Genomic DNA, 13379 nt, shown 5'->3' with positions numbered 1-13379 from the left:
GCCGAAAAGCGTGGTGACGCTAAGCGCAGTGGCGCTTAGAGCGCGGTGACGCCGGTGGCCTGGGGGCCCTTGGCGCCCTGGCCGATTTCGAACTCAACACGCTGGTTCTCGTCGAGGGTCTTGAATCCACCGGTCTGAATTTCAGAGTAGTGAACAAAGACGTCGCCGTCTGAATCGTCGGGAGTGATGAAGCCGAAGCCCTTTTCAGCGTTAAACCATTTGACGGTACCCTGTGCCATTTTGTTTCTCCTCATAAGTGGAACTTCCGGCCGCCACACCCCGCGGAGGCCTATTGTTACTGAAACGGGAAGGCTCAAGATCCTTGCCATTCAGCAGTTCCTTGAGGAGCTTCACGCTCGCAACGGTCTTGCGAGCATGAATAACACCTACACAAAGACTGGTTATAGGATTACACACCGCCAATGAGTGGTCAACGAATTTGCCGAAAAAACTTCCAAGTATTTTCGGGCCTGCGAACTAAGCGCTCCAGCCCCGTTGGGCGAGGCACCAGTTAGGCATTTCGACGACGAAATTCGGCCTGGCTGGAGGACGGCTAGAAGAGGCGCGAGGCCGAATCGTCGACGCCGCGCATGGCGTCGTAGTCCAAAGTCAGGCAGTCAATTCCGCGGTCAGCGGCCAGCACGCGGGCCTGCGGCTTGATCTGCTGCGCAGCGAAAACGCCGCGGACGGGAGCCAGCAGCGGATCCCGGTTCAGCAGTTCAAGGTACCGGGTCAGCTGCTCCACGCCGTCAATGTCGCCGCGCCGCTTGAGTTCGATGGCCACCGTGGCGCCCTTGGCATCGCGGGCCAGGATGTCCACCGGTCCGATCGCCGTCATGTACTCGCGCCGGATCAGTGTGAAGCCGTCGCCGAGCTTGGTGATCTGTTCCGCCAGCAGGCGCTGCAGGTCGGCCTCCACACCGTCCTTGATCAGGCCGGGGTCCACGCCCAGGTCGTGGGAGGTCTCGGAGAACCGTTCGTAGATGCTGATGACGAGCTTGTCATCCGTCTTGGTGCTCTGGACGTTCCAGGTTTCGATGACGCCCGTTTCGGCGTCGTCGTCCTCGGGCGCGGTGATCCGCAGGGTGGCCGGCGGGCTCATCCAGTTCAGGGGTTTGTAGGAGCCGCCGTCCGAGTGGATCAGGACGGAACCGTCGGCTTTCACCATCAGCAGACGGACGGCGAGCGGAAGATGGGCACGGAGGCGGCCGATGTAGTCAACAGAGCAGCGGGCAATAACTAAACGCACAGTTGCACTTTACCGGCTCCGCTCGGGCAAAATGACTTGTATGCCCCGTTCCAACCGTCCCCGCCGCCCGCCGGGCGCAGCCAACGCCAATCTGGGCCGCAGCGCCCGCAGCAAGTGGGCAACCCCCGCGGCCGAGGTGGATTTGGAGCGGACGCGGGCCGGAATCCCGCACCGCGAGAGCGCGCCCGACGGCGAATGGTCAGTGCGGCAAATCACGGCACGGAACGCGGCCAAGGACTATAAATGCCCCGGATGCGGCATGATCATTCCGCCCGGCGTGCCGCACCTGGTGGTGTGGCAGGAGGATTCGCTGCTGGGCCGGGACACCGCTGTGTCGGACCGCAGGCACTGGCACGATCGCTGCTGGCGCACCCGCAGGTCCGGCGGCGGGCGCCTGGGCCGCCGCTGACGGCCGGCAGGGCTGAGGGCGGCTCCGGGACGCATTCCGGTTAGCGGTGGTCCTGGCGGGAGATGAAGACGTCCTTGAGCAGCAGCAGCACCGCTGCGGCGGTCGGGATCGCGATGAGCGCGCCGAGGACCCCGAGCAGCGTGCCGCCGGCAATAACCGCAATGACGGCCACAGCTCCGGGCACCGCCACGGCGCGCTGCATGATGCGCGGGGAGACGAAGTACGCCTCGAACTGCAGGTAGGCGAGGTAGAAGAGGGCGAAGACCACGGCCGTCTGCCAGCTGACGGTGAGCGCCACCAGGGAAACCAGGATGAGGGCAATCGGGGGACCAACCAGCGGAATAAAAGCCAGCAGCGCCACCACGAAGGCCAGCAGCACGGAGAACGGCACGCCCGCGATGGACATCACGATGAAGGCATAGCTGGCATCCAGCACCGCAACTATTGCCTGTCCGAACACGTAGTTTCCGACGCTGCTGGTGATTTCTTCCGAGAGCGACTCAACGCGCCGGCGGCGGCTGCGCGGGGCCAGCCGGTAGGCCCACATCTTCATGGAGGGCAGCGAGGACAGGAAATAAAGGGTCAGCACCAGAATGATCAGCGCGCCGAAGAGCCCGTTGGCAATTACCGTGCCAACCGACAAAACGCCGCCGAAAACACCGCCGAGGGCGTCGGGGTTCGTGAAGAACTTGTTGACTTCCTCTTCGATGCGCTCCCTCACATGGAATTGTTCATCGATGTTCACGAAGAAATCGGATTCCAGGAAGGTGTTGACATATCCGGGGGCGTTGCTGATGATTTCCGAGGTCTGCCGGACAATCGTGGGAATCAGAGTGGCGAAAAAACTGGCCACGATGCCGGCCAGGATCAGCAGCGTGATCGCGATTCCGGCGGGGCGGGGAATGCGGCGGGCGCCCAGCCAGCGCACAATCGGATCCAGTCCCAGGGCAATAAAGAGCGCGGCACCGATCCACACCAGGAGCTCGCCGACATTGGTCAGAATGAAGAAAACCAGCAGGGCGAATCCCACGCCCACGGAAAACATGAAGCCGAAATGAATGGGGGCGGTCATGCCGCGGGCCGAGTCGTCAGCGTTGCCGGGCGTCCCGCTGGCCGAACTTTCGCCGGAGCTCGCCTCCGCAGGCGCGTTGACCTCCGGAGGAAACTCAAACCTGGGGCGCGGACGAGCGCCGGGTACGCCATGCGGAACAGCCTGCCGCAGCCGGCCGGAAGCCGCTGCCAGGAAGCCCTGCCGCGGCGTGCGGTCAAAAGTACGCGCCGGTTCCCCTGCCTGCTGCGGATCCTTCCGCGGTTCCTCGGCCGGCCGGTCCTGGTTCTCGCCCATTTTTGCATGTCTCCTGTATGTAGCGAACGCCCCGGGTACGAAGCGCCAGATTATCAGCCGCACGGGGCTCGGATAGCGGAGCGGCGACCGCCGCGCACACCGGAATGTGACCGTTCCGGGGATTTCGTTACCATTGGGTTATAAACCCAATTACCGCCCGATAGCCAAGAGACTCCACGTCCCGTTTCAGCCTGCCTACAGGTGAGGCGATTGCACCGAGACTGAAGATAGGTAAGTTGTGCGAAACAAAATTGCAGTTCCGCTGATCGTGATCGGAGTCCTGCTGATGCTTCTCGGCATCGGGCAGCGAACGGTCTGGGCTCCGCCCAGCACTGTCACAGCCGAAGCGCCGTCCGAAAACCAGCAGGCCCCGTTGACTGTTGTCGGCGCTGATGTCCTCACCGCACACCCCGGGGGCGTGGACCTGACGGTAGCGGGCGATGGCCCCTTCCTGATGGCCGTGGGCCGGGCTGACGACGTGGACGCCTGGGTGGGCGACGCCTCCGCCGTGCGCGTCGGTGCCGACGGCGAGAGCCTGACCTCCGAGCTCGCCGAAGGCACGCCGACCGTGCCCAACCCGGCCGGATCCGACCTTTGGGTCTCCGAACAGGAAGTCGACGGCGAAACGACCTTCACCTGGGAAGCTCCGGCATCGGGCGACTGGCAGATCCTGCTGGCCACGGACGGCACCGCTCCGGCGCCCGCCGACGTATCGGTCACCTACGCCAACGATGCCACAACACCCTTTGCCGTGCCGTTGATCGTGGGAGGCGCGCTGCTCGCCGTTCTCGGCCTGGCGCTGGCGTTCGTCGCCGGCCGCGGCAACAGCGGACGCGGTTCCGGCGGCAGCGGACCGTCCACCGCAGGTCCTGCCCGGGACACCGCAGCGGCAGCGCATCCGGCAACAGCCAGCACCACCTCGCTGCCGGCAGCGGATCCAGCGGCCCCTGCCGATAAGCCGCTGCCCGCCAGCCCGTCCGGGCATCCCGCACCGGCCGCAGATTCCGCAAAGAGCCGCACCTCTGACCCGGCCGGTTCGTCGTCGTTCAGCGTTGTGCCCGCCCTGCGCCGCCGTGGACCGGCTGCGGCCTTCGGCACCGCCCTCGCCGCCGTCCTGGCCTTCGGCGCCGTTCCGGCGCCGGCCCTTGCCGCCCTGCCGCTGACCGCGGCTCCCACCTCCGAAGCCTCCGAAGCCGCCGATGAGGCCGATGAAACCGTGCCGCCTGTGGTCCTGGACGCGCAGCTGGAACGAATCCTTGACGACGTGGCCACCACGGTCCAGGAAGCGGATGCCGCCAAGGACCCCGCGCTGCTGGCCACCCGCGCCGGCGGCCCCGCAGCGGCCCTGCGAAAGGCCGGCTATGCCACGGCCGCCAAAGTGCCCACCCACGCGGCGCCGGAGGCGGTTTCCGCCGAGCCGCTGAAGACCGACCTGATCATGGGCGGAACCGAGTTTCCGCGCAGCATCGTGGCGGTGACCCAGGGGCCCGAGAACGAGGTTCCGCAGGCACTTCTGCTGGTGCAGAACTCGGCGCGTGAGAATTACAAGCTCGTTTCGTCCGTTCGGATGCTTCCGGGAACCAGCTTCCCGCCGCGTCCGGCCGGCAACGCCGGTGTGGATCCGGCGCCGGCAGATTCCGCCGAGGGCCTTGCCGCTTCCCCGCAGGCTGCGGTGGACGCGTTGGCTGACGCCCTGACCAACCCGGCCGGCAAGAACAAGGACACCTTCTCGCCGAATACCTTCGCCGAGGCCGTGACCAAGTTCCAGACCGATGTCACGGCCAGCCCGGACAACGAGTTCGCCAAGATCACCTTCAAGCACACGCCGGTGCCCAAAGACACGAGCGCCCTGCGCACCGCTGACGGCGGAGCCATCGTGTTCGGCTACATGGACAGCAGCTACACGAGCGTTCCCCGCGAAGCCGGCGACTCCATCAACCTGGAAGGCACCATCTACCAGACGCTGACCGGCGAGACGAGCACCGACGCCGGCATCGACGTCAAGTACGGCGAAGGAGTCATGCTGTACGTTCCGCCGGCAGGCAGCACGGCACCGCTCCAAGTGATCGGCGCCGTCCAGGAGCTGCTCTCCGCCACCCTGAAATAGCCCCACCCTCCATCAGGGAAACCGGGGTTGCCGGTGACCCGAGACTGCGTAATAAGGTGAAGCCATGAGCACTCCCAACCACCGTCCCGCACCGGCCGCTTCCACGATGAACCTGAGGGGCGCCGTCGACCTCTCCGGGTTGAAGGCCAAAGCCACGGCGCCGCCGGCAGCCGCGGGCTCCGACCGGGCGGGCCGGCCCGGTCCCGGCCAGCCGGCAGCAAGCCCGTACATCGTTGAGGTGTCCGAGCAGACCTTCCCCCAGCTGGTCCAGCTGTCCGAGCAGGTTCCGGTGATCATCGACCTGTACTCGGCGCGCAGCCCCGAATCCGCCCAGGTCAGTGCGGTGCTGCAGAGCGTCGTCACGGAACAGGACGGCAAGCTGCTGCTGGGGCGGGTGGACGTGGAGGCGTATCCGCAGATCGCCCAGGCCTTCCAGGCCGTGGCGGTTCCCACCGTCTCAGCGGTCCTTAAGGGCCAGCCGGTGCCGCTCTTCGACCGGGCGGTGCCGGAGGAACAGATCCGCGCCCTGATCGCCGAGCTGCTGCAGGTGGCAGCGGCCAACGGCGTCACCGGAACCCTGAACGAGGGCGGTGCCGGGGAGCCGGCGGAAGAAGCTCCGCTGCCTCCGCTGCACCAGGAAGCCTACGACGCGATCGTTGCCGGGGACTACGACGGCGCCGCCGCCGCCTACCGCAAGGCGCTGGCGGAGCAGCCCGCCGACGCCGAGGCCAAGGCGGGCCTGGCCCAGGTGGAACTCATGGCACGGGTCAAGGGCGCTGACGCCGAGAAGCTGCGCACCGACGCGGCGGAGAACCCCGACGACGTCGAGGCCCAGCTGGCCGTCGCCGACCTGGACATTACCGGCGGCCACGTGGAGGACGCCTTCAACCGCGTGGTGCGGCTGATCGCCCGCGTCTTCGGCGACGACCGGGAAAAGGCCCGGCTGCGCCTGCTGGACCTGTTCGAAGTGGTGGGCACCACGGACCCCCGGGTGACCAAGGCACGTTCCGCCCTTGCCCGGGCCCTCTTCTAAGCGGCCGCGGCATGAGTGAACACGCAGCGCCCCTGAACCCCGGCCTGTTCGACCCCGTGACGCTGCGGGGCCTGGAGCTGTCCCACCGCGGCTGGGTGGCCGCCATGTGCCAGTACTCGGCCGACCCCGTGACCGCACCCGGAGTGCCGAACGACTGGCATCTGATGCATCTGGGTTCCTTCGCCGCCGGGGGAGCGGCGCTGATCATCACCGAAGCCACGGCGGTCAGCCCCGAGGGGCGGATCAGCCCGCAGGACACCGGCCTCTACACCTCCGAGCAGACGGCGGCCTGGCGGCGCATCACGGACTTCGTCCATCGGTACGGTGCCGCCGGCACGAAGATCGGCGTGCAGCTGGCTCATGCGGGGCGCAAGGCCTCCACGTTTGCTCCGTTCGCCGAGCAGCGCGGCAGTGTTCCGGAGGCCGACGGCGGATGGCGGACCGTGGGCCCCACGGCCGATGCCTTTGGCCGCTACGCCGCCCCGCAGATGCTGGACGACGCAGGCATCCGGCAGGTGATTTCGGACTTCGCGCAGGCCGCCGAGCGGTCGGTGGAGGCCGGGTTCGACACCATCGAGATCCACGCCGCGCACGGGTATCTGCTGCACCAGTTCCTGACCCCGTTGGTCAACACCCGCACCGACGGCTGGGGCGGGTCCGAGGAAGCCCGCAGCCGCCTGACACTGGAAGTCGTCGATGCGGTTCGGGCGGTCATCCCCGAGTCGATGCCGCTGCTCCTGCGGATCTCCGCGACGGACTGGACCGACGGCGGCGTCGACAAACACACCTCGGCGCGCCTGGCCGCCGCCGCCCGCGACCGCGGCGTCGACCTGGTGGATGTCTCCACCGGCGGAGCCGTGCCCGACGCCAGTATTCCGGTGGCACCGGGATATCAGACCGGATTTGCCGAGCACATCCGTGCGGCTGCCGGTGTTCCGACCGCCGCCGTCGGCCTGATCAGCACGGCGTCCGAGGCGGAGGACATCCTCCGCGCCGGCCGCGCCGACGCCGTCCTGATCGCCCGGGCCGCGCTGCGGGACCCGCACTGGTGGATGCGGGCGGCCGGCGAACTGGACGCCAAGCTTCCCTGGGTGCCGCAGTATGAGCGGGCGCGGCCGGCCTAACCGTACCGAAACCCCGGCGTCTGGTCCGCAGGACGTGGTCAGGGCGGCCGGAAACCGGACGGGGGCCCGGATTCTGGTCCTTGCGGCCGATCCGCCTCCGCCGAACGGCAGGTACCTTGGGGATCATGACGAAAGTGGTGCTGACATGACCGAGTCCATGGTTCCGAATACCGCGGCGGTTCCCGCCGCCCCGGCGCTGGCCGTCCGTGCCCTCGGCAAGCGCTTCGGCGAGAAGATCGCCGTCAACGGGATCAGCCTGGATGTCCCTGCCGGGTCCTTCTACGGGCTGGTGGGGCCCAACGGTGCGGGCAAGACCACCCTGCTGTCCATGGCCACCGGCCTGCTGCGCCCCGAGCACGGACAGGTGTGGGTGCACGGGACGGATGTCTGGGCCGAACCGCTCAAGGCCAAGCGGCTGATGGGCGTGCTGCCCGACGGCGTCCGGCTGTTCGACCGGCTCACCGGCGAGCAGCTGGTCACCTATGCCGGCCTGCTGCGCGGCATGGACCGCGACACCGTCACCGGGCGCGTCCGGGATCTCCTCGAGGCCATGGACCTGACCAATGACGCGGGCACCCTCGTGGTGGACTACTCCGCCGGCATGACCAAGAAAATCGCCCTCGCCTCGGCACTGATCCACGCGCCCCGGCTGCTGGTGCTGGATGAGCCGTTCGAAGCGGTGGACCCCGTCTCCGCTGCAAATATCCGGGATATCCTCTCCGGCTACGTGGATTCCGGCGGCACGGTGATTGTCTCCAGCCACGTAATGGACCTGGTCCAGCGCATGTGTGACCACGTTGCGGTGGTTTCCGGCGGCAACCTTCTCGCCGCCGGCACCGTGGACGAGGTCCGGTGCGGCGAGACCCTGGAAGAGCGTTTTGTGCAGCTGGTGGGCGGACGCACCCGCTCGGAGGGCCTGCCATGGTTGCGGACCTCCTAAGGCTCAAGCTTCTCCTGCTGCGCAACTCCCTGCGCCGGAGCCCGTGGCAGATCGTGGGACTTGTCTTCGGGGCGCTGTACGGCCTGGGCATGCTCGGCCTACTGTTTGGCGGCCTGTTCTATTTGAGCTTCAGCGAGCCGGAGCTGGCCCGCACCGTAACCGTCCTCGCCGGCACCGTGGCCGTGCTGGGGTGGGCGCTGATACCCATTCTGGCCACCGGTGTGGACCTGACCCTGGACCCGGCGCGTTTTGTGACCTTCGCCGTCCCCCTGCCCAAGCTCCTGGCCGGCCTGGCGCTGGGCGGGCTCATCGGCATCCCCGGCGCGATGACGCTGCTGGCGGCGCTGGGCTCGGCCGCTGTCTGGTGGCGGAACCCGGCGGCCCTGGCTGCAGGCGTGGTGTCAGCCGTCATCGCGGTGTTCACATGCTTCATCGCAGCCCGGGTAATGGTCGCCGCGAGCACATCGCTGTCCTCTTCGCGCCGGTTCAAGGACATCTCCGGCCTGGTGGCGATCATTCCCCTCATGCTGCTGGGCCCGATCATCGCCGGCATCAGTTCGGGCATCAGCAGTGCGCAGGACTACCTGCCGTCGCTGGCCCGTACCCTGTCCTGGACGCCGCTGGGTGCAGCCTGGGCGGTGCCCGGCGACGTGGCGCTGAACCAGCCGGGAACGGCCGCCGCCAAACTGGCCATCGCCGTCGTATTCCTGGCCGCGCTGGTCTGGGTCTGGAAACTGCTGCTGGTGCGGGCGCTGATCACTCCGCCGCACAACGCCGGTCCCCGGCGCAAGGGCGGAAAGCTTGGGTTCTTTGCCCTTTTCCCGGCCACGCCCACCGGTGCCGTGGCCGCCCGGTCGCTGACCTACTGGATCCGGGACCCGCGTTACGGCGCGTCCCTGCTGATCATCCCGCTGCTGGTGATTCTGCTGGTGTTCCTCGGCACGCAGGAGGGCAACGGCCCGGCGCTGCTGCTGTTCGCGGGACCGCTGCTGGGTTACCTGCTCGCCTTCTGCATCTCCGCCGATGTCTCGTATGACAACACGGCCTTTGCCCTGCACATCAGCACCGGCGTTTCCGGCACAGCGGACCGGGCCGGGCGGGTCATCGCCTGCGGCGTTTTTGCGCTCCCGGTGACGATCCTGGCCGCAGTGGTGCCATGTCTGGTGCTTGGGGAAACGGACCTGATTCCGGTGCTTCTCGGGGTGTCCCTGGCCGTCCTCCTGGGCGGGTTCGGTCTGTCCGCCGTCGTATCGGCGCGGTATACCTACAACGTTCCGCTGCCGGGGGAGAACGCATTCAAGACTCCGCCGGGTTCCGGCGGACGCAGCATGCTCGTGCAGGGTCTGGGCATGCTGGCGCAGATCGTGATTGTGCTTCCCGTGCTGGTCCTGGCGCTCGTGGCGCTGCTGAACGACAATCCGCTCTGGGACTGGCTGACCCTGATTGGCGGTGTGCTGCTCGGGGCAGGGCTGCTGGCGGCCGGAATCCGGATCGGCGGGCGGTGGCTGGACCGGCGCGGGCCGGAGATGCTGGGTGCGGTCTCGGTTCACAAATGAGCCGGCCCGGTCAGTCGGCCCGGCCTCGGAACCTGTTGGGGTACTAAGATGGAAACCATGAGTCTGCCTCCTGATCCTTTCGAAAATGACCCTGCCCGGCGCCTGGACGACGGCGGCGGTTCGACCGCCGTCATCGAGCGCGAAGAGCAGCGTGAGTACACAGAACCCGGCGACAGCGAGCGGTTTTCCCACTACGTCCGCAAGGAAAAGATCATGGAGTCGGCGCTTTCCGGCGAACCCGTGATCGCCCTGTGCGGCAAGGTCTGGACGCCGGGCCGGGATCCGAAGAAGTTCCCCGTCTGCCCCACCTGCAAGGAAATTTACGAAGGGCTGAGCGCGCCCAAGGACGGCGGCAAATAGTCCCGGTCCGTCCATGGGTTCGTCTGCTGCACCGCGCCCCGCCGGCGCCCTTTCCGCCGCATACCGCGCCCTGACCCTGGGCATCCTAGCCATCATCACCTGCTCCGCGTTTGAAGCGATGGCGGTGACGACGGCGATGCCCGTGGTCGCCGAGGAGCTCTCGGCCGGTGCCGGCTACGGCTTGGCGTTCTCGATGTTTCTGACCGCCTCGCTGCTGGGCACCGTCGTGGCCGGCAGCAGATGCGATGTGCAGGGGCCGCTGCCCTCGCTGGCCGCCGGCCTGGCCCTGATGACGGCCGGCCTGGTGCTGTCCGCCCTGGCCGGCGAGTTTTGGATTGTCACCGCCGGCCGGGCGGTGTCCGGGCTCGGCGGCGGAGCCATGATCGTGGCGGTCTACGTGATCATCGGCGAGATCTATCCCGCGGCACTGCAGCCGGTGCTTTTCGGCTGGCTGGCCACGGCCTGGATCCTGCCGTCCATGGCCGGGCCCCTGGCCGCCGGGCTGCTGGCCCAGTACGTGAGCTGGCGCTGGGTCTTTGCCGCCGTCATCCCCATTGTGCTGGTCGCCGGCCTCATGGTTTGGCCGCGGGTCCGTTCCCTGGGACCGCCCGATCATCCCGCCCTGGATCCGGCCCTGGGCCGGCGCCGCGCGCTGTGGGGCACCGTGCTGGCCGCCGCGGTCTTCGCCGCCCAGTGGGCCGGCAACGAAGCAGCCTCATCGTCAGCTTCCTTGGCGTCCTCAGTGCTGCTCTGGTCGGTGGCCGCAGCGGGAGCCGCGGCAGCCGGCGTCGCACTGGGGAGGCTGCTGCCGGCGGGCACGCTGCGGCTTGCGCGCGGCCTGCCCAGCGTGGTGGCCACGCGCGGCCTGCTGAGCGCCGGATTTGTCGCCGCGGAGGCCTTCCTGCCGCTCATGGTGCTCGCGACGCACGGTGTGGACCCGGCCACTGCCGGACTGGCATTGACCGCAGGAGCGGTAGGCTGGGCTGTGGGTTCTTTCCTGCAGGCGCGTGCCGGCGGACGCCGTCACCGACTGTTGGTCATTGGCGCAACCATGCTGGCTGCGGCAGTGGGGGGAATCGGACTGCTTACCTCGCCGTCAGTGCCCTTCTGGGTCATCGTGGTGGTGTGGTCCTTCGCGGGAGCAGCCATGGGCCTGGCCCTCTCCAGCACCTCTGTGATGGTGCTGGCGCTGTCCACTTCCGCGGACCGGGGACGCAATTCCGCGTCCCTCCAAATTTCCGACCAGGTCGGAGCCGTTGCAGGAACCACAGTGGCAGGGATTCTTTTCGCCCTGCTGCAGAACCCTGCCGCTTCCGGCCAGTCCGGCGTGTTCAGCGTCATGTGGCTGGTCCTGGCCATTTTTGCGTGCGTGGGGATTGTCTCCGGTGCGCGCAGTGCAATAGTTACCCCGAACACAGGAAAGGTGCCGTTCACAGCGTGAGCCCCGACACCCTCTTTGGTGGGCCGGCCCTGCCGCCCGCCTATCCGGAACGAGCCGCCTGGGGCACCGCCCCGAAGCTGCGCCAGTGGCAGGCCGAAGCCCTCGAGAAGTTCTTCGCGTCCGACGCCGACGACTTCCTCGCCGTGGCTACCCCCGGCGCCGGCAAGACCACCTTCGCCCTGCGTGTCGCCACGGAGCTGGTGGACCGCGGGATCGTCAAGCGGATCACCGTCGTGGCACCGACCGACCACCTCAAGCGCCAGTGGGCCGACGCCGCCGCGAAGGTGGGACTGGCCCTGGACCCCAATTTCAAGAACGCGGACGGACGGCACGGCGACGGCTTCATTGGTGTTGCCGTGACCTACGCCCAGGTGGCGTCCAAACCCATGCTGCACAGGGCGAAGACCGAAGCCGCCCGCACCCTGGTGATCCTCGACGAAATCCACCACGGCGGCGACGCCCTCTCCTGGGGCGACGGCATCAGGGAGGCCTTCGAACCGGCGGTGAAACGGCTTTCACTGACGGGAACCCCGTTCCGGTCGGATACGGCGGCGATCCCGTTCGTTGAATACGAGAAGGACCGGGACGGCATCCGCCGGTCCAAGGCCGACTACACCTACGGCTACGGCGAAGCCCTGCGCGACCACGTGGTCCGTCCCGTGATGTTCATGGCCTACTCCGGCAACATGCGCTGGCGCACCAGCGCCGGCGACGAAATGGCGGCCTCGCTGGGCGAGGCATCGGTCACCAAGGACATCACCGCCCAGGCCTGGCGCACCGCCCTGAATCCCACGGGCGAGTGGATTCCCGCCGTCCTGGCCGCCGCCGACCGGCGGTTGACCGAAGTCCGGCGGGCGGTGCCCGACGCCGGCGGACTGGTCATTGCCACTGACCACGACGACGCCCGGGCCTATGCCGGCACCCTGAAGAAGATCACGGGGGAGTCTCCGACCGTGATCCTCTCCGACGATGCCAAGGCCTCCGACAAGATTGACGAGTTCTCCGCCGGGCAGCAGCGCTGGATGGTCGCGGTGCGGATGGTCTCCGAAGGCGTGGATGTGCCGCGGCTGGCGGTCGGCGTGTATGCCACCTCCACCGCAACGCCGCTGTTTTTCGCGCAGGCAGTGGGCCGTTTTGTGCGTGCCCGCAAACGCGGGGAAACGGCGTCGGTCTTCCTGCCTTCGGTGCCCAACCTGATGGCCCTGGCCAACCAGCTGGAAATGGAGCGCGACCACGCCCTGGACCGGCCGGAGAGCCACCTCGAGGAGGAGGGCTTCGGGCTGGAGGACAGCCTCATGGAAGCGGCCAACAAGGAGGAAAAGGCCTCGGACTCCCTCACCAAGCAGAAGTTCGAGGCCCTGGAATCCCAGGCCTCCTTTGACCGGGTTCTTTTCGACGGCGGCGAATTCGGCACCGGCGGCGAGCTCGGCAGCGAAGAGGAACAGGACTTCCTGGGCATCCCCGGGCTGCTGGACGCGGACCAGATGGGTGTGCTGCTGCGCCAGCGCCAGCACGAACAGCTGTCCCGCCGCGGCCGCAAAGCTGCCGCAGCCCCCGAACCCGAACCGGCACCGGCGGTCATGGACCACCGGCAGCTGACCGAGCTGCGCGGCCAGCTGGCGAAGAACGTGTCCGCCTGGTCGGCGCGCTCGGGCATGCCGCACGGAATGGTGCACAGCGAGCTGCGCCGCATCTGCGGCGGGCCGCCCGTGGCGCAGGCCAATGAGGAGCAGCTCAACCAGCGGCTGAAGAAGCTGCAGGACTGGTTCATCGGCCGCAAGTAAGGCTGCCGGGAGTCGGCCATTCCGGGCTTCT

Annotated in this window: 12 protein-coding genes; 9 read left to right on the top strand and 3 right to left on the bottom strand. The window is 67.8% G+C overall.

Annotated features, from left to right (window positions below):
• Positions 1-35: 35 nt before the first annotated feature.
• Together QNO00_RS03960 and nucS are read right to left on the bottom strand one after the other, a co-directional pair.
• Positions 36-239 (bottom strand): cold-shock protein, encoded by a 204-nt coding sequence (locus QNO00_RS03960; RefSeq protein WP_104101230.1) that lies wholly within the window; start codon positions 237-239, stop codon positions 36-38.
• A gap of 314 nt (positions 240-553) precedes the next feature.
• Complete coding sequence (gene nucS, locus QNO00_RS03955) at positions 554-1249, bottom strand: endonuclease NucS (RefSeq protein ID WP_284023702.1); 696 nt, start codon at positions 1247-1249, stop codon at positions 554-556.
• 40 nt (positions 1250-1289) lie between these two features.
• Here nucS and QNO00_RS03950 point away from each other — a divergent pair, with 40 nt between their 5' ends.
• On the top strand, positions 1290-1658 hold the full coding sequence (locus QNO00_RS03950) for an Rv1322 family protein (RefSeq protein ID WP_229965219.1): 369 nt from the start codon (positions 1290-1292) through the stop codon (positions 1656-1658).
• 40 nt (positions 1659-1698) lie between these two features.
• Here the strand turns inward: QNO00_RS03950 and QNO00_RS03945 are convergent, their stop codons facing one another.
• Positions 1699-3003 carry an AI-2E family transporter gene (locus tag QNO00_RS03945; protein ID WP_229965220.1) on the bottom strand — a complete coding sequence of 435 codons (1305 nt, stop codon included), beginning with the start codon at positions 3001-3003 and terminating at the stop codon, positions 1699-1701.
• A gap of 238 nt (positions 3004-3241) precedes the next feature.
• On the opposite strand from QNO00_RS03945, the gene QNO00_RS03940 reads away from it, so the two are divergent.
• From QNO00_RS03940 to QNO00_RS03905, 8 genes are all read left to right on the top strand, one after another.
• Entirely contained in the window at positions 3242-5110 is a 1869-nt protein-coding gene (locus tag QNO00_RS03940; RefSeq protein ID WP_284023701.1) for a DUF8094 domain-containing protein, read from the top strand.
• 64 nt (positions 5111-5174) lie between these two features.
• Positions 5175-6143: a tetratricopeptide repeat protein gene (locus QNO00_RS03935; protein ID WP_284023700.1), complete on the top strand. Its 969-nt coding sequence runs from the start codon at positions 5175-5177 to the stop codon at positions 6141-6143.
• An 11-nt stretch (positions 6144-6154) separates the two neighbouring features.
• A complete protein-coding gene (locus tag QNO00_RS03930) occupies positions 6155-7267 on the top strand; it encodes an NADH:flavin oxidoreductase/NADH oxidase (protein WP_284023699.1) in 1113 nt (370 codons plus the stop codon).
• 145 nt (positions 7268-7412) lie between these two features.
• On the top strand, positions 7413-8207 hold the full coding sequence (locus tag QNO00_RS03925) for an ABC transporter ATP-binding protein (RefSeq protein WP_284023698.1): 795 nt from the start codon (positions 7413-7415) through the stop codon (positions 8205-8207).
• A complete protein-coding gene (locus tag QNO00_RS03920) occupies positions 8189-9763 on the top strand; it encodes a transporter (RefSeq protein ID WP_284023697.1) in 1575 nt (524 codons plus the stop codon). Before QNO00_RS03925 ends, QNO00_RS03920 begins: the two co-directional genes overlap by 19 nt.
• A 57-nt stretch (positions 9764-9820) precedes the next feature.
• Positions 9821-10123, top strand: coding sequence for a DUF3039 domain-containing protein (locus tag QNO00_RS03915; RefSeq protein ID WP_442860477.1), 303 nt, complete (start codon positions 9821-9823; stop codon positions 10121-10123).
• Between the two features lie 13 nt (positions 10124-10136).
• Positions 10137-11564 (top strand): MFS transporter, encoded by a 1428-nt coding sequence (locus tag QNO00_RS03910; RefSeq protein ID WP_284023695.1) that lies wholly within the window; start codon positions 10137-10139, stop codon positions 11562-11564.
• Positions 11561-13348 (top strand): DEAD/DEAH box helicase, encoded by a 1788-nt coding sequence (locus QNO00_RS03905; protein ID WP_229965228.1) that lies wholly within the window; start codon positions 11561-11563, stop codon positions 13346-13348. Before QNO00_RS03910 ends, QNO00_RS03905 begins: the two co-directional genes overlap by 4 nt.
• Positions 13349-13379: the final 31 nt, after the last annotated feature.

Source organism: Arthrobacter sp. zg-Y1219 (genome assembly GCF_030125545.1).
In the GTDB taxonomy this organism is placed as follows: Bacteria; Actinomycetota; Actinomycetes; order Actinomycetales; family Micrococcaceae; genus Arthrobacter_B.
The sequence above is the reverse complement of the archived record's forward strand: the minus strand, read 5'-3'. Positions and strand labels throughout refer to the sequence as shown.

Coding starts and splice junctions, on each gene's coding strand:
- QNO00_RS03925 (WP_284023698.1), top strand. CDS start 7,413: ATGACCGAGTCCATGGTTCCGAATACCGCGGCGGTTCCCGCCGCCCCG.
- QNO00_RS03950 (WP_229965219.1), top strand. CDS start 1,290: ATGCCCCGTTCCAACCGTCCCCGCCGCCCGCCGGGCGCAGCCAACGCC.
- QNO00_RS03930 (WP_284023699.1), top strand. CDS start 6,155: ATGAGTGAACACGCAGCGCCCCTGAACCCCGGCCTGTTCGACCCCGTG.
- QNO00_RS03960 (WP_104101230.1), bottom strand. CDS start 239: ATGGCACAGGGTACCGTCAAATGGTTTAACGCTGAAAAGGGCTTCGGC.
- QNO00_RS03915 (WP_442860477.1), top strand. CDS start 9,821: ATGAGTCTGCCTCCTGATCCTTTCGAAAATGACCCTGCCCGGCGCCTG.
- QNO00_RS03910 (WP_284023695.1), top strand. CDS start 10,137: ATGGGTTCGTCTGCTGCACCGCGCCCCGCCGGCGCCCTTTCCGCCGCA.
- QNO00_RS03935 (WP_284023700.1), top strand. CDS start 5,175: ATGAGCACTCCCAACCACCGTCCCGCACCGGCCGCTTCCACGATGAAC.
- QNO00_RS03945 (WP_229965220.1), bottom strand. CDS start 3,003: ATGGGCGAGAACCAGGACCGGCCGGCCGAGGAACCGCGGAAGGATCCG.
- QNO00_RS03920 (WP_284023697.1), top strand. CDS start 8,189: ATGGTTGCGGACCTCCTAAGGCTCAAGCTTCTCCTGCTGCGCAACTCC.